Annotated in this window: 15 protein-coding genes and 1 pseudogene; 2 read left to right on the forward strand and 14 right to left on the reverse strand. The window is 68.0% G+C overall.

The genetic code is table 11. The annotated features are described in order from the left end of the window. Positions 1–50: 50 nt before the first annotated feature. From recG to AAFL97_RS18275, 5 genes are all read right to left on the reverse strand, one after another. Positions 51–2,069: an ATP-dependent DNA helicase RecG gene (gene recG, locus AAFL97_RS18255; RefSeq protein ID WP_341646121.1), complete on the reverse strand. Its 2,019-nt coding sequence runs from the start codon at positions 2,067–2,069 to the stop codon at positions 51–53. A gap of 121 nt (positions 2,070–2,190) precedes the next feature. Next, positions 2,191–2,571: a RidA family protein gene (locus AAFL97_RS18260; RefSeq protein ID WP_341646122.1), complete on the reverse strand. Its 381-nt coding sequence runs from the start codon at positions 2,569–2,571 to the stop codon at positions 2,191–2,193. A 74-nt stretch (positions 2,572–2,645) separates the two neighbouring features. Beyond that, complete coding sequence (fliW, locus tag AAFL97_RS18265) at positions 2,646–3,089, reverse strand: flagellar assembly protein FliW (RefSeq protein ID WP_341646123.1); 444 nt, start codon at positions 3,087–3,089, stop codon at positions 2,646–2,648. A gap of 43 nt (positions 3,090–3,132) precedes the next feature. Beyond that, the gene (locus tag AAFL97_RS18270) at positions 3,133–3,705 is read right to left on the reverse strand and encodes an SPOR domain-containing protein (protein ID WP_341646124.1); all 573 of its coding nucleotides are present in this window, start codon (positions 3,703–3,705) and stop codon (positions 3,133–3,135) included. Further along, positions 3,702–4,373 (reverse strand): DUF2802 domain-containing protein, encoded by a 672-nt coding sequence (locus AAFL97_RS18275; RefSeq protein ID WP_341646125.1) that lies wholly within the window; start codon positions 4,371–4,373, stop codon positions 3,702–3,704. The genes AAFL97_RS18270 and AAFL97_RS18275 overlap by 4 nt, the downstream gene beginning before the upstream one ends. Before the next feature lie 83 nt (positions 4,374–4,456). Here AAFL97_RS18275 and AAFL97_RS18280 point away from each other — a divergent pair, with 83 nt between their 5' ends. Continuing rightward, complete coding sequence (locus AAFL97_RS18280) at positions 4,457–5,233, forward strand: YdcF family protein (protein WP_341646126.1); 777 nt, start codon at positions 4,457–4,459, stop codon at positions 5,231–5,233. A gap of 48 nt (positions 5,234–5,281) precedes the next feature. Here the strand turns inward: AAFL97_RS18280 and AAFL97_RS18285 are convergent. The 8 genes and pseudogenes from AAFL97_RS18285 to AAFL97_RS18320 form a co-directional block, all read right to left on the reverse strand. Further along, a pseudogene (locus tag AAFL97_RS18285) lies at positions 5,282–6,483 on the reverse strand (acetyl-CoA C-acyltransferase). A 15-nt stretch (positions 6,484–6,498) separates the two neighbouring features. After that, on the reverse strand, positions 6,499–8,880 hold the full coding sequence (locus tag AAFL97_RS18290; protein WP_341646127.1) for a 3-hydroxyacyl-CoA dehydrogenase/enoyl-CoA hydratase family protein: 2,382 nt from the start codon (positions 8,878–8,880) through the stop codon (positions 6,499–6,501). 58 nt (positions 8,881–8,938) lie between these two features. Then, positions 8,939–10,225: an OmpP1/FadL family transporter gene (locus AAFL97_RS18295; RefSeq protein WP_341646128.1), complete on the reverse strand. Its 1,287-nt coding sequence runs from the start codon at positions 10,223–10,225 to the stop codon at positions 8,939–8,941. A 75-nt stretch (positions 10,226–10,300) separates the two neighbouring features. After that, the gene (locus AAFL97_RS18300; protein WP_263462060.1) at positions 10,301–10,708 is read right to left on the reverse strand and encodes an acyl-CoA thioesterase; all 408 of its coding nucleotides are present in this window, start codon (positions 10,706–10,708) and stop codon (positions 10,301–10,303) included. Further along, complete coding sequence (locus AAFL97_RS18305; RefSeq protein ID WP_341646129.1) at positions 10,709–12,736, reverse strand: 3-hydroxyacyl-CoA dehydrogenase NAD-binding domain-containing protein; 2,028 nt, start codon at positions 12,734–12,736, stop codon at positions 10,709–10,711. Then, on the reverse strand, positions 12,733–14,019 hold the full coding sequence (locus AAFL97_RS18310) for an acetyl-CoA C-acetyltransferase (protein ID WP_341646130.1): 1,287 nt from the start codon (positions 14,017–14,019) through the stop codon (positions 12,733–12,735). Before AAFL97_RS18310 ends, AAFL97_RS18305 begins: the two co-directional genes overlap by 4 nt. Further along, a complete protein-coding gene (locus AAFL97_RS18315; protein ID WP_341646131.1) occupies positions 14,016–16,502 on the reverse strand; it encodes an acyl-CoA dehydrogenase in 2,487 nt (828 codons plus the stop codon). Before AAFL97_RS18315 ends, AAFL97_RS18310 begins: the two co-directional genes overlap by 4 nt. A gap of 52 nt (positions 16,503–16,554) precedes the next feature. Further along, on the reverse strand, positions 16,555–17,232 hold the full coding sequence (locus AAFL97_RS18320) for a TetR/AcrR family transcriptional regulator (protein WP_263462056.1): 678 nt from the start codon (positions 17,230–17,232) through the stop codon (positions 16,555–16,557). A 156-nt stretch (positions 17,233–17,388) separates the two neighbouring features. On the opposite strand from AAFL97_RS18320, the gene AAFL97_RS18325 reads away from it, so the two are divergent. Further along, complete coding sequence (locus tag AAFL97_RS18325) at positions 17,389–19,203, forward strand: ABCB family ABC transporter ATP-binding protein/permease (protein ID WP_341646132.1); 1,815 nt, start codon at positions 17,389–17,391, stop codon at positions 19,201–19,203. Between the two features lie 198 nt (positions 19,204–19,401). On the opposite strand, the gene AAFL97_RS18330 is transcribed toward AAFL97_RS18325, so the two are convergent. Beyond that, positions 19,402–20,178, reverse strand: a complete 777-nt coding sequence (locus AAFL97_RS18330) for a PEP-CTERM sorting domain-containing protein (protein WP_341647199.1) — start codon at positions 20,176–20,178, stop codon at positions 19,402–19,404. Positions 20,179–20,217 lie beyond the last annotated feature (39 nt).

Below are 20,217 nucleotides of genomic sequence, written 5' to 3' on the forward strand. Positions count from 1 at the left end.
TGAGTCCGCTGGACAGGTTTCGAGGGGCAGATCCCGGTACGCTTTTCCGGCTACGCCCGTAGCAGCGCCTCGCGCCCACCCAGCCAGCGCTGCATCAGACGTTCGGCCGCTTCCGGCATGTCGCGCAGCATGCGCTCGGCGAGTTCGCGCGCGGGCTCGATCAGGTCGGTGTCGTTCTCCAGGCTCGCGTAGCGCAGCAGCGGCAGGCCGCTCTGGCGGGCGCCGACGAATTCGCCGGGGCCGCGGATGCGCAGGTCGGCGCGGGCGATCTCGAAGCCATCGGTGTTCTCGTAGATCACTTTCAGGCGTTCGCGGCCGGTCTGCGACAGCGGCTGGGCGTAGATCAGGATGCAGACCGATTCGGCGCTGCCGCGGCCGACACGGCCGCGCAACTGGTGCAGTTGAGCAAGGCCGAAGCGTTCGGCGTGCTCGATGACCATCAGGCTGGCATTGGGCACGTCGACACCGACCTCGATGACGGTGGTGGCGACCAGCACGTCGATTTCGCCTGCGGAGAAGGCTTTCATCGCCGCCGACTTTTCGTCCGCCTTGAGCCGGCCGTGCACCAGGCCGACGCGCAGTTCGGGCAGCGCTTCGGCCAGGGCCTCGAAAGTCTCGACCGCCGTCTGCAATTGAAGAGCTTCGGATTCCTCGATCAGCGGACACACCCAATAGGCCTGGCGGCCGCCGAGGCAGGCCTGGCGCACGCGTTCGACCACTTCGTCGCGGCGGGCGTCGGATGCGAGCTTGGTGCGGATTGGCGTGCGCCCGGGCGGCAGTTCGTCCAGCACCGAGACGTCGAGGTCGGCGTAGTGCGTCATCGCCAGCGTGCGCGGAATCGGCGTCGCCGACATCATCAGCATGTGCGGGCGGCGGTTTTCCTCGCCTTTCTCGCGCAACGCCAGGCGCTGGCGCACGCCGAAGCGGTGCTGCTCGTCGACCACCGCCAGCGCCAGCCGCGGCATCGTCACCGGATCCTCGATCAGCGCATGGGTGCCGACGGCGAGCAGCAACTCGCCGCTGTGCAGGCGTTCGAGCATGGCTTCGCGCTCGCGCTTCCTGCGGCTGCCCGACAGCCAGGCAACTTCGAGGCCGAGCGGCGCGAGCCAATCCGACAGCTTGCGCCAGTGCTGTTCGGCGAGGATCTCGGTGGGCGCCATCATCGCCGCCTGCCAGCCGTTATCCACCGCCTGCAGCATCGCCAGCGCGGCGACCAGGGTCTTGCCGCTGCCGACGTCGCCCTGCAGCAGGCGCTGCATCGGATGCGGCGCGGCGAGGTCGACGGCGATCTCGGCCACTGCGCGGCGCTGTGCGCCGGTGGGCCGGAAAGGCAGGTTTTCGAGCAGCGCGCGCGGCAAGCGATCCTGCACCGGCAGCGGCACGGCGCGGCGCGCGCGGCGGGCGTTGTAGGCGCGCCGCAGCGACATCTGCTGCACCAGCAGTTCCTCGAACTTGATGCGGCGCCAGGCGGGGTGTTCGCGCAGCTCGAGCGCCGCCGGGTCGGCATCGGGCGCCGGATGATGCAGCGCGCGCAAGGCTTCGGCAAAGCCCGGCAGGCGCAGTGCGCGCAGTACGTCCGGCGGCAGCGGATCGTCGAGCGGCTCGCTTGTCAGCGCACGGTCGATCAGCTTGCGCAGCGTCGCCTGGCCCACCCCGGCGGTAGCCGGATAGACCGGCGTCAAGGCTTCGGGCAGCGGCTCGCCCTCTTCCACCGGCCGCACGCGGGGGTGCACCATCTCGACGCCGAAGAAGCCGACGCGCGGCTCGCCGAACAGGCGCACCCGGCGCCCCACGGCAAGCTGCTTCTGCTGCGAGGGGTAAAAATTGAGCCAGCGTGCCACCAGCACGCCCGAAGCATCGCGAATGCGGGCGACGAGCTGCCGCCGAGGGCGCAGAACCACTTCGCACGACGCCACCTCGCCTTCGACCTGGGCGAGGAAACCCGGCCGGGCGTCGGCAATCGGCGTCAGCCGGGTTTCGTCCTCGTAGCGCAGCGGCAGGTGCAGCAGCAGATCCCGCGGGCCGCGGATGTCGAGCTTGGCCAGCAGTCCGGCGAGCTGCGCTCCCACGCCCGGCCACGGCTGCGGCGCAGGGGGCCGGGCGGGAGATGATGCCTCCCGGCCGGGCTTTGCATCGGCGGCATCGGTCCGGGCGGCGGCTTGCTTCGCGCGGGCCACTGCAGAGCCGGTATCAGTCGAGCACGATGGTCAGATCGGCCTCGACCAGGGCACCGCGCGGCAGCTCGCGCACGCCGACGGTGGCACGGGCCGGATAGGGCTCGGTGAAATAGCGCGTCATCACTTCATTGACGACACCGAAATTGGCCAGGTCGGTCAGATAGATGGTGATCTTGGCGACGGCGGCGAACGAGGTGCCGGCCGCTTCGGCCACCGCTTTCAGGTTCTCGAACACCCGCACGGCCTGGGCTTCGATGCCTTCGACCATCTGCATGCTGGCGGGATCGAGGCCGATCTGGCCGGACAGGAAGAGTTGGTTGCCGACCTTGACGGCCTGCGAATAGGGGCCGATGGCGGCAGGCGCGTTGGGCGTGGAGATGATGGTGCGGGCCATGGTTCAACCTCGTTGGACAAAGGCCCACATTCTAAACCGCAGGCCAGTCTCCCGCAGGCCGGCCGGCGCTTCGTTCAGTCCTGCTGGCGCAGCGTGACCTCGCAGCCGAGGCGGTTGATCACTTTCTGCATCCCCTTGCGGGCCCGAGTATTGAAGACGAGCGGCGCCATGAAGTTGGCGCTCAGCCCGGCGCTGGCCGGCCCGGCTTCTTCAGCGCTTTGAGAGCGCACGATGATCGCCACCGCGACGTCGTCGATGCCTTCGAGCTCCAGCAAGGCCACGTCCTCGTCGCTCAGGGCGAATTCGAGATTCACGCCGAGCCGCATCGGTGCGGTGATCGAGAATGCCACATCGGGTTCGTCCACCGACTGCAGCAGGAAGACCTCTGCCTCGCGCCCTTCTTCGTGCACCAGCGCGAAGCGGCGGCATTGCTCGAAACCGGGCAGGCCGGCGGGAAACTCGATGATGCGATCGTCGGCAACCTCGACGGTACCGAACTCCGGACTCCTGATTTGCATGGATGCTCCCCTGGATGGAATGGATCGGGCCAGATATCGGGCCTCAGCGCCTTTTCTTCTCTGGTGCCAATAGCATACCCGCCTCGACCCCCGCCGAGCGCAGTGCGGCCTGGGCTTTTTGCGCGGCCTCGCGGTCGGCGAAGGGGCCGAGCACGACGCGGCTCTGGATGCCGGCCTGCAAACCCTGGGCGGCAAGCGTCCGCTGCAGCGCAAGCGCATTGGCCGGATCGCCGAACACGCCGAGCTGGATCCGGTATCCCTCCGCCGGCGCCGGCGGCGCGTCGGCCAGCACCGGCACCGCGGCTTCGGCTGCCGGGCTGCTTGCGGGCGACGGCACGGGCACGACCGTCTCCACAGGCGTCTGCACCGGCTCCGGAGCGGCCCCGCGGACGGTGGCTGAATCGCCTGCCGCGGCGATACCCGCCTCCATCGGTGCGAACAAGCCGCTGCCGAGCGAAGGCGCCGGTGCGACAGCATCCGCCATCGGGCGGAGGCCATCGTCAGGCCGACGCTGTTCGAGCGACAGCGCTGCAAGCAGGGCGACAATCGCCGCCAGCAGGGCAGCGCCAGCCATGCGCAGCGCGGCATTGCGCCGGCTTCGCCGCGCTGCCGTCACCGGTGGCCTCCACTGCGTGCAAGGGACACCAGCAAGCCCGCTTCGGCAATGCTGATGCCGCAGCGGGCCGCAATCTCTTCGGCGTCCAGACCCTGCTCGGCCAGGCGCGTGGCTTCGGCGTATTCGGGCGAAGCCGCCGATTGCGGCGGCTGCGCATGCAGAGACTCTTCAAGCTGCTGCCGCAGCCCGGCGACTTCGGCCTGCAGTGTCTCGATCTCGGCACGCTGCTGATCGACCAGCGCCTGCTGACCGTCGAGCAAGTGCCGCAAGCGCTGTGTTTCCAATGTCGAACGGAATGCTTCCGGCTCATCCCCGGCAGCATTATCGGCAGTGGCCGGATTCAGTCTTGGCGCGTAGTCGAAACCCTCGCCGTCCTCCTCCTCGCCTGCCGCAGCAGCAGCCATCACCTGCTGCCCGGGAGCAGTGGCCGAAGCAGCCGTGGCCTCGGGCGGGGACATCGGATCACGGCTGAGCCACACCGCACGCAGGAACTGCCAACCGGCGAGCACCAGCAGCAGAAGGACGAGAATCCACAGGGCTTGCCGCAAACTCATCCGGCAGCCCTCCTGCCCGGCCGCGGCATCGGATCGACCGCATCGGCAGCACCGAAATCGGGCAGGCATGCGGTACATGCTGGCATCGGCAGTAAAGACATCATCGGCAAACACGGCCCGGGACGGAATTCGCCCGATAATACTGCCCGCCTCTGCCGACCACAAACCCAGGCACGAACCCAGGAACCCGAAGCCCGATGGATCTTTCCCTGCTGCTCTTCTCGCTCAAGAAGCTGGCTGCCGCATTCGCGTTGCCACCACTGCTGCCGCTGCTGCCGATTGCCCTCGGCCTGGCCATGCTCGGCCGCTTTCCACGCCTGGGGCGAACCCTGGGCTGGAGTGGCCTGGCCCTCGGCCTGTTGCTGAGCACGCCTGCAAGTGTGAACTGGCTGGCAGCGCAGGTCGAAGACCCCGCGCCGCTGCCGCCCGACGCCGCCCGCAATGCCGACGCCATCGTGATCCTCGGCGCCGGCCGGCGCTCCTATGCACCCGAATTCGGCGGCGAAACGGTGAACCGCCTGGCGCTCGAACGCCTGCGTTATGGCGCGCACCTGGCGCGTGCGACCGGGCTGCCCATCCTGGTGAGCGGCGGCAGTGCCGCCGGCGAGACGCCGGAAGCGGTGCTGATGAAAGCTGCGCTGGAAGAGGATTTCGGTCTGGCGGTGCGGTGGGTGGAAGAGCGCTCGCGCGACACCCGGGAGAATGCCCGCTACGCCAGTGCGATTCTCGACACGACCGGCATGCGGCGCATCCTGCTGGTGACCCACGCCGCCCACATGCCGCGTGCCCAGGCCGAATTCGAAGCGGCGGGACTGATCGTGCAGCCGGCGCCGACCGCCTGGCTTGTCGACCATGACAAACAGGCAGCCGAACACAGCATGCTGGCGAAACTGCCCAACCAGAACAGCGCCTACGCCGGCTGGTTTGCTCTGCATGAAGCGCTGGGGCGGCTCGCCTATCGCCTGTCGCGCTGAACAGGCGTTTCCCCCGAGGCGGCTCCCGCCGCCGTTGGAGGAAAGCCATCAGACCCGCTCGAAGATGCCCGCCGCCCCCATGCCGGTGCCGATGCACATGCTGATCATGCCGTGGCGCAGCCCCGGATCGCGCTGCATCGCAGCCATCAGCGTCGCGGTGCGGATCGCGCCGGTTGCTCCCAGCGGATGGCCGAGCGCGATCGCGCCGCCGAGCGGATTCACCTTCGCCGGATCCAGGTCGAGCTGGCGCATCACCGCCAGCGCCTGAGCGGCGAAGGCTTCGTTGAGCTCGGTCCAGCCGATGTCGTCGATGCCCAGCCCGGCCCGCCGCAGCGCGCGCGCGGAATGGCCTCCACCGGGCCGATCCCCATCACCTCGGGCGGTACGCCGGCCACCGCGTAGGATGCGAAGCGGGCGATCGGCGCCAGGTTGTAGCGCTTGATCGCGACCTCGCTCATCAGCAGCACGGCGGCAGCGCCATCGGACATCTGCGAGCTGTTGCCCGCCGTCACCGAGCCGCGCGCGGCGAACACCGGCCGCAGCTTCGCCAGCGTTGCCGCCGTCGAATCCGGCCGCGGCCCCTCGTCGTGCGACAGCACGCGCTCGGCGATGCGCACCGTGCCGCCTTCGCCCGGCAGCCAGGACTTCACCGCATAAGGCATGACTTCGGCATCGAACTGCCCGGCCGCGATCGCGGCGCAGGCGCGGCGATGGGATTCGGCCGCGAAGGCATCCTGGTCCTCACGGCTCACCGACCATTGTGCGGCGACGCGCTCGGCGGTCAGGCCCATGCCGTAGGCGATGTCGACGTTCTCGGCGTGGGCGAAGATCTCCGGGTTGAGGCTGACCTTGTTGCCCATGATCTGCGGCATCGCGCTCATGCTCTCGGTGCCGGCGGCGATCATCACGTCGGCCTCGCCGAGCCGGATGCGATTGGCGGCATCCGCCACCGCCTGCAGGCCCGAGGCGCAGAAGCGGTTGACCGTGATGCCGGGCACCGCATCCGGCAGACCGGCCAGCAGCAGGCCGATGCGCGACACGTTCATGCCCTGCTCGGCCTCCGGCATCGCGCAGCCGGTGATGACGTCGCCGATCTCGTTGCCGTCGAGATTGGGCACGCGGGCCACCAGTTCGCGCAGCACCGCAGCCAGCATGTCGTCGGGCCGCACATGGCGGAAGGCACCGTTGCGCCTGGCCACCGGCGTACGCACCGCGGCGACGATGTAGGCGTCCTGAATCTGTTTGCTCATTCCGTCCGTTCTCCGTCAATTGCGCAGCGGCTTGCCCGTTTCGAGCATGTGCGCGATGCGCTGCTGGGTCTTTTCGGTCTTCAGCAGTTCGACGAACTGCGCACGCTCGACGTCGAGAATCCATTGCTCGCCCACCCGGCTGTTGCTGTTCACTTCACCGCCGCACAAAGCCGTCGCGGCAGCCTTGGCGACGCGGTAGTCGTGCGCCGAGATGAAGCCGCCTTCGGCCATGTTCACCAGCATCAGTTCGCAGGTGGCGATGCCGTCGCGCCCCGCCACCTTGACCGCGGAATCGATCAGCGCCGGCCGCCAAGCCGATTCGGCCAGCGCCCGGGCGCGACGGATGGCCGCATGGAGCAGTTCGGCGGCGTTGAAGACGACGTCGTCCGAGGCGCGGGCGAAGCCGAGCTCGACGGCCTCGATCGCGCTCTTCGCCACCGTTGCCATGGCAATGGTCTGGAACGCGGTCTGGATGAACGGGAAGACGTCGCCGCCCGCGGTACGCCTGGCCATCGTGTGCGCCTGCAGCGCGAACTCCTTGCTGCCGCCACCCGCCGGAATCAGGCCCACACCGGCTTCGACCAGGCCGACGTAGCTTTCCAGTGCCAGCACCCGGTGCGCCGCATGCATCGCGAACTCGCAGCCGCCGCCCAGCGCCATGCCCTGCACCGCGGCCACGACCGGTATCTGCGCATGCTTGATCGCCATCGAGGTCTGCTGGAACTTCGCCACCATCCTTTCCAGCAGCTCGAACTGGCCGGCGCGGCAGGCTTCGCCCACCTGCTGCAGGTTGGCGCCGACCGCGAACGGCGCCGGATGCCAGATCACCAGGCCGTCGAGATCGGTTTCGGCACGGGCGATGGCCTCCAGCATGCCGTCCATGACTTCCTCGCCGATGGAGTGCATCTTGGACGTGATCGAGACGATGCCGATGCGTGCATCCTGGTCGGCGCGCCGCCACAGCCGCACGCCGGCGTTCTCCCACAGGGTTTCACCGCGATCGTCCGGCGCTTCGCCGAACACGCGATCCGGGTAGAGCTGGCGCTGGTACACCGGCAGGCTCGCGCGCGGCCTCAGCGCGCCCTGCGCCGCGCTCCAGGAGCCTTCCGGCGCATGCACGCCGTCGCGCTCGAACACCCAGGGCGGCAGCGGCACGTTCGACATCGCGCGGCCGTGGCGGATGTCGTCGTCGATCATCTTCGCCACCTCGCCCCAGCCGGCGGCCTGCCAGGTCTCGAACGGCCCCTGCGCCCAGCCGAAGCCCCAGCGCATCGCCAGGTCGACGTCGCGCGCATTGTCGGCGATGTCGCCCAGATGCACTGCGCAGTAGTGGAACACGTCGCGGAAGATGGACCACAGGAACTGCGCCTGCGGGTGCGGATGGGCGGCAAGCTGGGCGAACTTCTCGGCCGGGTTCTTCAGCTTCAGGATCGCATCGACGTCGGGGAAGACCTCGCCGCCGCTGTCGCGGTAGTCCTGCAGGCCGAGATCCAGCACCTGGATCTGCTTGCCCTGCTTGCGGTAGATGCCGCCGCGGGTCTTCTGCCCCAAGGCGCCCTTGGCGATCAGCGCCCGCAGCCATTCGGGCGATTCGAAATAAGCGTGCCAGGGATCGTTGGGCAGCGTCGCCTGCATGGTGCCGACGACGTGCGCCAGGGTGTCCAGGCCGACCACGTCCGCGGTGCGGAAGGTCGCGCTCTTGGGCCGGCCGATGCGCGGCCCGGTCAGCAGGTCGACCTCGTCGAAGGCCAGCCCGAGCCGGGCGGTGTGGTGCAGCACGGCCAGGATCGAGAACACGCCGACGCGGTTGGCGACGAAGTTCGGCGTGTCCCTGGCGCGCACGATGCTCTTGCCCAGGCGGGTGGTCAGCCACGCTTCCAGCGCATCGAGCATCGCCGGATCGGTCTCGGCGGCCGGGATCAGCTCCACCAGCGGCATGTAGCGCGGCGGATTGAAGAAATGGATGCCGCAGAAGCGGCTGCGCAGGCCTTCCGGCATGCCGGCGGCGAGGGCGTGGATCGACAGGCCCGAGGTATTGGACGCGAACACCACGCCCGGCTTCAGGTGCGGCGCGACCTTGGCATACAGGTCGAGCTTCCACTCAATCTTCTCGGCGATGGCCTCGATGACGAGGTCGCACTCGCCCAGGCGGGCCAGATCGCTGGCGTAGTTCGCCGCTTCGACGAAGCGGCCGCGATCCTTGGCCGCGAACGGCGCGGGATCGAGCTTCTTCATCGCGGCAAGCGCCTTGGTGACGACGCCGTTGGCGTCGCCTTCGCCGGCGGGAAGATCGAACAGGATCACCGGCAGGTCGGCATTGGCGCAATGGGCGGCGATCTGCGCGCCCATGACGCCGGCACCGAGCACGGCAACCTTGCGGATGATGAGACGACTCATGAGGTTCTCCGGATGCTGGGCGACCGGCCAAGGGGCCGGTCGCCACCCTCTGCGGCGGTCAGAAAGCGTGATTGAGCTGGACCGAGAAGATGTTCACCGAGGTGTCGAACGAGCCGCGGACGAACTGGCCGGTCGCATTGGTGCCGAGCACGGTACGACGGTCGATCTTCTCCTTGTCGAAGAACAGGCGGGCATAACCGGCATCGATCGAGGTCTGCTTGTTCAGCTTGTAGTTGAAGCCGACCGCGAGCCAGGTACGGTCGGAGTCGGGCAGGCGCACGGTGCGGTCCTCGGCCTTGCGGATGGGCGACTGGTCGTAGGCCACGCCCGCACGCAGGCGCAGCGCATCGGTGTACTGGTACTGCATGCCGATGCCGACACGATAGCTGTCCTTGAAGCCGAGGTATTCGTCGGTCAGCACCACGCCGAAGTTGCGATGCTGGACCTTCAGCCGCGGGATGGAGCTCCAGCCGGTCCAGGTGTAGTCGGCGAGGATCTGCAGCTTGTCGCTGGCCTGGTAGGCCAGTGCCAGCGAAGCCATGTCCGGCAGCTCGATGGACACCTTGGCCGGCGTCGACGTCGGCCCTGCCTCGACCTTGCCTTCGACATCCAGGTCGATCTTCGAGCGGTAGGTGAGCCCCACGCGCAGCGCCGGATTCAACTGGAAGATCACGCCGGCGTTCCAGCCCCAGCCGGTATCGTCGCCCGACAGCTTGCTTTCGATGTCCACGGTATTGGGCAGCAGCGCGGTGATGGGCTGCATGCCCCGCAGGTCGGCCTCGAACTTCACGTAATTCAGGCCGAAGCCCAGGGAAACCATGTCATTGACCCTGTACGCGACGCTCGGATTGATGTTGATCGCCTTGATCTCCGAATAGGCGCCCTGGTAGCGGCCGATGAAGGCATCGTCCCATTCCGTCGCATTGCCGAAGGTCGGCGAGATGCCCAGGCCGAGGCGAAGATCCTTGCTCAAGGACATGGCCCAATACACGGCCGGCACCAGGGAGGAGCCGCCGGCGTCGCCGCCATCGTTCCCCAAGGGATAACCCGGCACGGGCGGCGCAGCGACGCGCAGCGCATTCGAACCCCGGTCGGAAAACTCGAGCTTGCGGTCGAGCACCGTCAGCGCGCCCGAGACGTGATGCCCTTCGCTCAGATAGAGCATGCCCGCCGGGTTGAAGAAGATGGTGCTCGCATCCTCTGCCACCGCAGCCGAGCCGGCGTAGGCGTAGCCCGTGCCGGCCCCGTTCTGGTTCTGCAGCATGAAACCCGCAGCCATCGCGTTGCCCGCCGCCAGCATGGCGGTCGCCGCTGCGACCTTGATCGTCAAACGCTTGAGTTGCATATCGTGTCCCCTCACCTTTTATGATTTGCGGGTCCGACCCGCGCTGCTGAAAAAGGATTGCTCCCCAACCAATACCTAAGCGGCCGGCAGCGGCCGCTTGCGCCCCTTGTCATCCAGCGCAACATAGGTCAGTTGCGCCTCCGTGACCTTGACCACGACCGGGTTTTCCGGGTCGCGTTCGGCGAAAACCTCGACATCCACGGTGATCGAGGTCCGCCCGACCGCGATCACCTCGGCATAGAAGCTGACGAGATCGCCCACCGAAACCGGCTGCTTGAAGACGAAGGAGTTGACCGCCACCGTCGCCACCCGCGAGCGCGCCCTGCGCACCGCCGGGATCGCGCCGGCGATGTCCACCATCGACATCACCCAGCCGCCGAACACGTCGCCTGCGGGGTTGAGATCGGCCGGCATCGGCATCACGCGCAGCGCGGGCTGCTTGTCGTGCGGCAATGTGCTGAGGACATCGGCGAAATCGTTCATCTAGCTCTCCTGTCCGGTGTTCTGGTCAGCACGTTCGGCCACTGCCGGAGCCTCGCCAATCCGGGTTTTCCCCAGGCCGGCGGCATAATTGAGCGGGCCGCCGGTGTGCGGCGCGAAGCCGGTGCCGAAAATCACGCCGGCATCGGCGAGCTCGGCATCGGCGACCACGCCGTCGCGCACGCAGCGCTCGGCGGCGGCCAGCAGCGGCGCCAGGATGCGCTCCACCAGCGCGGCATCGAAGGCACCCGCCTCGCCCTTCTGCGCCTTGCCATCGACCCAGCGGTAATAACCTTCGCCGCTCTTGCGGCCCAGCTTGCCGGCCTCGACCAGTTGCAGCAGGCGTTGCGGCGGCGCCACAGGCTGGCCGGACGCGGCATCGCCGGTCAGGGCCTCGCCGGCCGCCAGGGCGATGTCCAGGCCCACGGTATCGACCAGCTCCACCGGCCCGATCGGCATGCCGAAACGCAGCAGCGCCGCATCCACGGTCTCCGGCGAGCGCCCTTCCTCGACGCAGCGCAGCGCTTCGAGCATGTAGGGGCCGAGCACCGCGTTGACCAGGAAGCCCGGCGCGCTCTTGACCGGCAGCGGCAGCTTGTCGATCGCTCGCACGAAGCCGATCGCACGGCGCAGCATTTCTTCGTCGCTGGCTTCGCCCTGCACCACTTCGACCAGCGGCAGTTGCGGCACCGGGTTGAAGAAATGGATGCCGACCAGCCGCGACGGTACCTGCAGCGCCGTGGCGATGTCTTCCAGGCGAAGGCTGGAGGTGTTGGTCGCCAGCACCGCATCCGGCCTGGCGCGGCCTTCGAGCTCGGCGAACAAGCTGCGCTTGGCCTCCAGGTTCTCGAAGATGGCTTCGATGATCAGGTCGGCATGGGCCGCGCCATGGCCCTGCGGATCCGGGATCAGGCGGTCGAGGGCGAAGCGCGCCGCGCGTGCGTCGCCCTTGCAACGGCGTTCGAACAGCTTGGCTGCACGCTTGATCGTCGGTGCGATGCGCTCGACCGACTGGTCCTGCAGCGTCACCCGCATGCCGCGCAGTGCGCACACCGCGGCGATGTCGCCGCCCATGACGCCGGCACCGACCACATGGACGTGCCGCGGCGCGAAGTCGATGCCCTTGCCGAAGGCCTTCAGCCGCTCCTGCAGGAAGAACACCCGCACCAGGTTCTTGGTCGTCGGCGAGGCGAAGATGGCCTCCAGCGAGGCGGGATCGCCCGCCGGCACCGCCAAGGCGTTGCCCTGATGCTTTTCCCAGATCTCGATGATGGCGAAAGGCGCCGGATAGTTGTCGCGCGAGACCTTGGCCTCGGTCTGCTTGCGCGCCTTCTCCGCCACCTTGCTGCGCAGCGGGCCGTCCATGAGCTTGCGCAGCAGGCGCTCTTTCAGCGCGGGCTTGCGCGCCGGCGCGCCGGACAGCGCGACGATGCGCGCGGCGGACGCCATCACCCGCGGCGGCACGCAGTCGTCGACCAGGCCCAGGCGCTTCGCCTTGCGCGCATCGACACTTTTGCCGGTCAGCATCATGTCCAGCGCCGCAGCCGGGCCGATCGCCTCAGGCAGGCGCAGTATGCCGCCCCAGCCCGGCACGATGCCGAGCATGACTTCCGGCAGCGCGAGCTTGGTCGACGGCTCATCGATCGCCAGCCGGTAGCGGCAGGCGAGCGCAAGCTCCAGGCCGCCGCCCAGGCAGTGGCCGCGGATCAGCGCCAGCGTGGGGTAGCGCACCGCCGCCAGGCGGTTGAACAGGCTCCAGCCGCGCTCGACCAGCGCACGCGCCGCTGCCGGCGAGTCCAGCCGCGAGAATTCCTCGATGTCGGCGCCGGCGATGAAGCCGGCCGGCTTGGCCGAAGCGATCACCAGCGCCGCCGGCGGCTGGCGGTCGAGCTCGTCGAGCACCTGCGAGAACTCGGCCATCACTTCGGCCGACAAGGTGTTGGCCGCGGCGCCGGCGCAGTCGATTTCCAGCCAGGCCAGGCCGTCCGCCTCGCGGCGCAAAGTCCAGTGCATCCAGTTCCGTTGGCTCATTGCACGGCCTCCACCAGCATCGCTCCTCCTTGACCACCACCGATGCAGATCGACGCCAGCCCGCGCCTGCCGCCGCTGCGGCGCAGCACCTGCAGCAGATGCAGCACGATGCGCGCGCCGCTGGCGCCGACCGGATGGCCCAGCGCCACCGCGCCGCCGTCGATGTTGAGCTTCGCTTCGACCGGCGCACCCGGCGCGGCATCGAGGCCGAAGTGGGTGCGGCAGTAGGCGTCGTCGGCGAATGCGCGCAGGCAGGCGATCACCTGCGCGGCAAACGCCTCGTTCAGTTCCCAGGCGTCGATGTCGGCCGGGCTCAGGCCATGGCGCTGCAGGATCGGCAGCGTCGCATGCACCGGGCCGAGGCCCATCTGATCCGGCGCCAGCCCTGCCCACTGGCTGTCGACGATGCGCCCGAGCGGTCTCAGGCCGTGGCGCTCGACCGCTTCGGCCGAAGCCAGCAGCAGCCATGCGGCGCCGTCGCTGATCTGCGAGCTGTTGCCGGGCGTGACCCGGCCGTATTTCTTGTCGAAGAAGGGTTTCAGCTTGGCCAGCCCCGCCATCGACGCATCGCGCCGCACGCCGTCGTCGGCGCCGTAGACGCTGCCGTCGCGGCCGATCAGCGGCGCAAGTTCGGCGGCGAAATGCCCGGCGTCCTGCGCCGCCGCGACGCGGCGATGGCTCTCGAGCGCGAAGGCATCCATCTCCTCGCGGCTGATGCCGAAGGCGAACGCGAGGTTCTCGGCGGTCTGCCCCATCAACTGGCCGACGATCGGGTCGGTGAGCCCTTTCATGATGCCGATCACCGGCGCCAGGTTGCCGGGGCGGAAATCCTTCAGCGCCGCCAGCTTCTGGCCGGGCGTCTTCGCCGCGTACCAGTTCGCCAGCCAGCGCACCATCTTGTCGGAGAACAGCAGCGGCGCATGCGACAGCGCATCGACGCCGCCCGCCAGCACCAGGCCGGATCGGCCGCACTGGATGTTCGCGATCGCGGAATCCAGCGCCTGCATGCCGGAGGCGCAGTTGCGCATCACCGTCCAGCCGGGCACGGCATGACCGCAGCCCATGCGCAGCGCCACCACGCGGCCGATGTTGACCTCGTCGGCCGAAGGGCTGGCGCAGCCCAGGATCACTTCGTCGAGCTGCCCGGGACCGAAGGGCTGGCGCATCAGCAGCGCCGTGCCGGCCGCCGTCGCCAGGTCGGCGGCGGTGAAGGGACCGGGCCCGGTGCGCGCCTTCAGGAAGGGCGTGCGCGCACCATCGACGACGAACACATCCCTGCTCATGCAGCCTCCCCGCGTGCCGGCGACGCCGCCGGCATGGTTTCCACCGCCGCGCGCTGATCGAAGTCGTAGGGGAAGTCGTCCACGCGGATGACCTTGTCGCGCAGCATGTTGCGGCGCTCGACGAGCAGGTATTCGTCGTCGGTGATCACGCCGGCGTCGCGTGCGCGGCGCCAGACTTCATCGACGTCGCCCCCCGTCATCAGGCCCGGCTGGAAGGCGCCGGAACGCTGCGCCTGCTTGAGCTTGTCCTCGATCGGCTCGACCGCGATCGTCGCCAGCAGCGCCGCCTCGAGCGCGCCGACCGGCTCCTCGACGTCTTCCGGCAGATGGACGTCGGCGGTGAGGCGGTCACGCGTGGCCGACGGCCCGATCAGCAGGGCAGCGACGTCGTGGCCCAGGCGGTCGGACGGCACCACGTAGGGGCGGCCGAGCGGGAACACGACGAGACGGCGCAGCAGGAAGGCGAACAGCTTGTTCGGGAAGTTGGCGATCACGCCTTCGAAGGCGAGCTGGATGCGGAACATGCAATCCCAGATCGCCCAGTGCATCAGCGGCGCATCGGCGGGCTGGCGGCCTTCGGCCTCGTAGCGCTTGAGCGTGGCGGTGGCGAGATACATCAGCGACAGGATGTCGCCCAGCCGCGCCGACAGCTTTTCCTTGCGCTTCAGCGCGCCGCCCAGCGTGCCCATCGAAATGTCGGCGATGAAGGCGAAGGCGGCGGAGAAGCGGGTGAGCTGCTGGTAGTAGCGGCGCGTCTCGGGCGCGACGTCGACCGGCAGCTTGACGAAATGCGAGCCGGTCAGCCCCATGACGAAGGCGCGGCCGGCATTGTTGACGGTGAAGGCGACGTGCTCGCGCAGGATATGGTCGAAACCGCCTTCGTCGTTGCGCTGCGCCGCATCCATTTCGGCGAGCACGAAGGGATGGCAGCGGATCGCCCCCTGGCCGAACAGGATCAGGCTGCGCGTCAGGATGTTGGCGCCTTCGACCGTAATGCCGACCGGAATCTGCTGGTAGGCGCGGCCGAGGAAGTTCTGCGGCCCGAGGCAGATGCCCTTGCCGCCGATCACGTCCATGCCGTCATTGACCACCTGGCGCGCGCGTTCGGTGACGTGGTACTTGACGATGGCCGACACCACCGCGGGTTTCTCGCCGAGATCGACCGCGCCGGCGGTCATCGTGCGTGCCGCGTCGCACAGATAGGTGTTGGCGCCGATCCGGGTCAACGCCTCCTCGACCCCTTCGAAGCGGCCGATCTGGGTCCTGAACTGGTAGCGGACGCGGGCGTAGGCACCCACGGTGCGCGCGGTGAGCTTCTGCATGCCGACGTTGGAGCCCGGCAGCGAGATCGAGCGTCCGGCCGCCAGGCACTCCATCAGCATCCGCCAGCCCTGGCCGGCCATCGCCGGACCGCCGATGATGAAGTCCAGCGGCATGAACACGTCCTTGCCGCGCACCGGGCCGTTCATCCACACCGCGTTGAGCGGGAAGTGGCGGCGGCCGATGTCCACGCCCGGGTGGTCGTGCGGCACCAGTGCGCAGGTGATGCCGATGTCCTGCTCGCCGCCGAGCAGCCCGTCCGGGTCGTACAGGCGGAAGGCGAGGCCGAACACGGTGCACACCGGCGCCAGCGTGATGTAGCGCTTGTCGAAGCTGACGCGCATGCCGAGCACTTCCTCGCCCTGCCACATGCCCTTGCACACCACGCCGGCATCGGGAATCGAAGCCGCGTCGGAACCCGCCCACGGGCTGGTCAGCGCGAAGGCCGGAATCTCCCGCCCGCTGGCGAGGCCGGGCAGGTAGTGCTGCTTCTGCTCGGGCGTGCCGTAGTGCAGCAGCAGTTCGGCCGGGCCGAGCGAGTTCGGCACCATCACCGTCACCGCGGGCGCCGACGAGCGGGTCGACAGCTTGGTGATGACCTGCGAGTGGGCGTAGGCCGAGAAGCCCTTGCCGCCATACTCCCTGGGAATGATCATCCCGAGGAAGCCCTTGTCCTTGATGTGCTGCCACACTTCGAGCGGCATGTCCTGCCGCTGGGTGCAATCCCAGTCATTGGTCAGGCGGCACAGTTCCTCGACTTCGTTGTCGAGGAAGGCCTGCTCCTCCTCGCTCAGCCTGGGCCAGGGATAGCCGTCCAGCTTGCGCCAGTCCGGGTTGCCCTTGAAAAGCTCGCCCTCCCACCACACCGTGCCGGCTTCGAGCGCATCCTTCTCGGTCTGCGACATCGTCGGCAGGGCATTGCGGAAAGCCTTGAAGATTGGCGCCGTCACCCGCTGGCGGCGCAGCGAATCGACCAGGAAGACGCTCATCGCCCCCGCATAGAGCGCCAGCACCAGGAAGGTCAGCAGCGCCGGCCAGTCGCCCGCCCAGCCCAATGCCGCGATCCACACCAGCCCCGCCAGCAGCCAGGCAAAAAGTGGCGCTCGCCCGTAGGCGAGCGCACCTGCCAAGGGAGGGAGGCAAACCAGTAGCAACCAGACCATCACATTCTCCTCATGCCGGGCGCCGCCCCGGCCGTTCTCGAGTCAATCGCCGTCAATCCGTTGCCGCCGCGCCGAAATCCGGCAGCGGCGCGCGCAGGCCGCCGAGCAGGAAGCTCATCAGCCGCGGCAGCATCCGCGACGGCGGCTCCTTCTCGCAGGGCAGGCCCGCCATCGCATACACGCTTTCGATACCCGCGATCGCAAACGACATCGCCCCCATCATGTAGTGGAAGCGCCACATGATCTCGTCGCGCGGCACCCCCGGCAGCGCGCGGAAGAGCGCCCCCAGGAAGCGGTCCATCACCTCGGCGTATTCCTCGGCGAGGAACTGGCGCACGAAGGCGTTGGGTTCGTTGTAGGTGCGGCTGAGCAGGCGCATGAAGGTGTTGCCGCCATGCTCGGTGTCCGCGGCCAGTTCCAGCGCCGTGCCGAAGAAGGCCTCGACGATGCGGCTGGGCTTGATCGCCTCGCCGCCGGCTTCCGCCTCCAGACGATCGAGCGCCGCCAGCCGGGTTTCGTTCAATGCCGTCAGGCGGCGGCGGAACACGGCCTGGATCAGCGCGTCCTTGCTGCCGAAGTGGTAATTCACCGCAGCCAGGTTGGCATTCGCCGCACCGGTGATCATGCGCATCGACGTGCCTTCGAAACCGTGCTCCATGAACAGCCGTTCGGCGGCATCGAGGATGCGATCGCGCGTTTCGGACTGCGGCAGGCGTGGCTCGACGGGCATCGGTACTCTCAATTCAAACGTTTGTTTGAATCATACGTTCAATTTATTTCCTGTCAAGCATGATCGATCAAAAGACTTGCGGTTTGACTCGCCACGGCCCCGGCAACAGAATCGCGCGCTTGCCGTCCGCCGCTTGCCGCCCATCCCGACGAAATCATGAGACGCTCCTCCGCCACCGCCCTGCCCGGCCCCGAACCCACCGAGCGCCACGACTGGCAGACGCTGAAAAGCCTGCTTCCCTTCATCTGGGCCTACAAGGGCAGGGTGATCTTCGCGCTCGGCTGTCTGCTGGCGGCCAAGGGCGCCAACGTGACGGTGCCGATCGTCTTCAAGCACCTGATCGACGACCTGAGCATCACGCGCGAACAGGCCTTCATCGTCGTACCCGCTTCGCTGCTGCTCGCCTATGGCGTGTTCCGCTTCTCGACCTCGCTGTTCACCGAACTGCGCGAGATCGTCTTCGCCCGTGTCACCCAGCAGGCGGTACGCGAGATTTCGCTGCGGGTGTTCCGCCACCTGCACGCGCTGTCGCTGCGCTTCCACCTGGAGCGCCAGACCGGCGGCCTGACGCGCGACATCGAGCGCGGCACCCGCTCGATCGGCTCGCTGATCAGCTACACGCTGTATTCGATCCTGCCGACGCTGATCGAGATCGGCCTGGTCATCGGCATCCTGCTGGTGCAGTACGACCCGGTGTTCGCGCTGATCACGCTGGCGGCGCTGGTGGCCTACATCGCCTTCACGGTCAAGGTCACCAACTGGCGCACGGTGCTGCGCCGGCGCACCAACGAACTCGACTCCGCCGCCAACGCGCGCGCGATCGACAGCCTGATCAACTTCGAGACGGTCAAGTACTTCAACAACGAGGAATTCGAGGCGCGCCGCTACGACGAACAGCTCGGCAAGTGGATGCAGGCCCAGATCACCAACCAGTATTCGCTGTCCGGCCTCAACATCGGCCAGGCGGTAATCGTCGCGGTCGCCGTCACGGCGATGATGTGGCAGGCCGCAATCCGGGTGGCCAGCGGCGAGATGACGATCGGCGACATCGTGCTGGTCAACGCCTTCCTGATCCAGCTGTACGCGCCGCTGAACTTCCTCGGCGTGATCTACCGCGAGATCCGCCAGTCGCTGACCGACATCGAGCGCATGTTCGGGCTGATGAACCAGCACCGCGAGATCGCCGACGCACCGGACGCGCTCAGCCTGCCCGCCGGCCCGGCCAGCGTGCGCTTCGATGGCGTCGGCTTCGCCTACGATGCCAAGCGGCCGATCCTGTTCGACCTCGGCTTCGACATTCCCGCCGGCAGCACGGTCGCAGTCGTCGGCCATTCGGGCTCGGGCAAATCGACCCTGGCGCGCCTGCTGTACCGCTTCTACGACGTGCAGCAGGGCGCGATCCGGATCAATGGCCACGACATCCGCCAGCTGTCGCAGGACAGCCTGCGCGCGGCGATCGGCATCGTGCCGCAGGATACGGTGCTGTTCAACGACACCTTGTTCTACAACATCCAGTACGGCCGCCCGAGCGCGAGCCGGGAGGAAGTCGAAGCCGCCGCGCGCGCTGCCCAATTGGAGAACTTCATCCGCCAGTTGCCGGACGGCTACGAAACCCGTGTCGGCGAGCGCGGCCTGAAACTGTCGGGCGGCGAGAAGCAGCGCGTCGCGATCGCCCGCGCACTGCTGAAGAACCCCGCGATCCTGATCTTCGACGAGGCCACCTCGGCACTGGACTCCCGGACCGAGAAAGCCATCCAGGCCCAGATCGAACGCGCCGCCGAAGGCCGCACCGCGCTCGTCATCGCCCACCGGCTATCGACGATCATGGATGCGGACGAGATCATCGTGCTCGACGGCGGCCGCATCGTCGAACGCGGACGGCACGGCGCGCTGCTGGCAAGCGGCGGCGCCTACGCGCAGATGTGGCTGCTGCAGCAGGAAGAGGCCGCCACGGACGCCCTGCCCGGCTGAGAGAAGCCCCCACGCTCCACCGCTGCGCGGGTCGCAGGAGGGCCAGCTTTGCCCAGCCGGCCCGTTTCGCAGGCGCGGAGCCATGCTCCGCGAACGCCCTGCTCCCCCCGAAGGGGCACTTGTTGCGTTGGGGCGGCCCGGCGAAAAAAAACGGCGCCTTTCGGCGCCGCCACAGCTGGCAAAAGATCCGCCCGGGCTTCAGGCCGTATTCTTCCGGCGGCGCATGCCGACCATGCCGAGCAGGGCGATGCCGGCCAACGCCAGCGAACCGGGCTCGGGCACGTTGCCGCTGCTGGGGGGCTTGATCGTACCGCCGACGCTGGCGAGCTTCAGATAGTCGTATCTCCCGCAAACCCTGTTGCCGCCACTGCCGGAGCACTGATCGAAGCCGACCGCAGAGCCATTTCTGAAGTCTCCCGAATTCACCCCGGAGCCGGCCGCATAGCCGCCCACGCCGATCAGCCAGAAGCTCGAATAAACATTCTCGAACGCCCCCGAGGTCGTGCCCAGATCCTTGGTGGCGGTGCCGATGTTCGCGTAGTTGCCGATCAGCGTCCAGCCGCGGCTGGTGAGATTGGCAAACGTGCCGCCATCGAGGGCCTGGGTCGCCGTCAGCGAGCCGGCGCCGGTAAACGCCATGACGAAGATGTCGGAATCGGTGGCGGTGAAGCCCGCCCTGACGCTTTCCAGCCGAACTGCGTCGTCGAAGCTCAGCAGCGCGACCTCGAATCCAGCCTGGTTGTCGAGCGCATGCTGATTGCCCGAGGTCTCCCCGCCGACGCCGATGCCATTGCCCGCCCAGTACCCGACCGAGGTCTTGTAGATGTCCGAGCCGTTGTTGCTCGCCTTCCAGCCGGTCACCTGGGGCTCGTTGGCAGCGGAATTGGTCAGATTCCAGTTGGTCGCGGCCATCGCGGAAAGCGAAGCGGCACACAGCGCGACGGCAAGAGTGGACTTCAAAATTGTCGTTTTCATGGCTATTCCTTCAATTAACCTGTTTTTTAAATTTTTAGC

It is taken from the genome of Thauera sp. SDU_THAU2 (assembly GCF_038260575.1).
In the GTDB taxonomy this organism is placed as follows: domain Bacteria; phylum Pseudomonadota; class Gammaproteobacteria; order Burkholderiales; family Rhodocyclaceae; genus Thauera.

Bases quoted from the DNA above. Each gene is read 5' to 3' on its own strand.
- AAFL97_RS18260 (WP_341646122.1), bottom strand. From the start codon at position 2,571: ATGGCCCGCACCATCATCTCCACGCCCAACGCGCCTGCCGCCATCGGC.
- fliW (WP_341646123.1), bottom strand. From the start codon at position 3,089: ATGCAAATCAGGAGTCCGGAGTTCGGTACCGTCGAGGTTGCCGACGAT.
- AAFL97_RS18280 (WP_341646126.1), top strand. From the start codon at position 4,457: ATGGATCTTTCCCTGCTGCTCTTCTCGCTCAAGAAGCTGGCTGCCGCA.
- AAFL97_RS18290 (WP_341646127.1), bottom strand. From the start codon at position 8,880: ATGAGTCGTCTCATCATCCGCAAGGTTGCCGTGCTCGGTGCCGGCGTC.
- AAFL97_RS18295 (WP_341646128.1), bottom strand. From the start codon at position 10,225: ATGCAACTCAAGCGTTTGACGATCAAGGTCGCAGCGGCGACCGCCATG.
- AAFL97_RS18300 (WP_263462060.1), bottom strand. From the start codon at position 10,708: ATGAACGATTTCGCCGATGTCCTCAGCACATTGCCGCACGACAAGCAG.
- AAFL97_RS18305 (WP_341646129.1), bottom strand. From the start codon at position 12,736: ATGAGCCAACGGAACTGGATGCACTGGACTTTGCGCCGCGAGGCGGAC.
- AAFL97_RS18310 (WP_341646130.1), bottom strand. From the start codon at position 14,019: ATGAGCAGGGATGTGTTCGTCGTCGATGGTGCGCGCACGCCCTTCCTG.
- AAFL97_RS18315 (WP_341646131.1), bottom strand. From the start codon at position 16,502: ATGGTCTGGTTGCTACTGGTTTGCCTCCCTCCCTTGGCAGGTGCGCTC.
- AAFL97_RS18320 (WP_263462056.1), bottom strand. From the start codon at position 17,232: ATGCCCGTCGAGCCACGCCTGCCGCAGTCCGAAACGCGCGATCGCATC.
- AAFL97_RS18325 (WP_341646132.1), top strand. From the start codon at position 17,389: ATGAGACGCTCCTCCGCCACCGCCCTGCCCGGCCCCGAACCCACCGAG.
- AAFL97_RS18330 (WP_341647199.1), bottom strand. From the start codon at position 20,178: ATGAAAACGACAATTTTGAAGTCCACTCTTGCCGTCGCGCTGTGTGCC.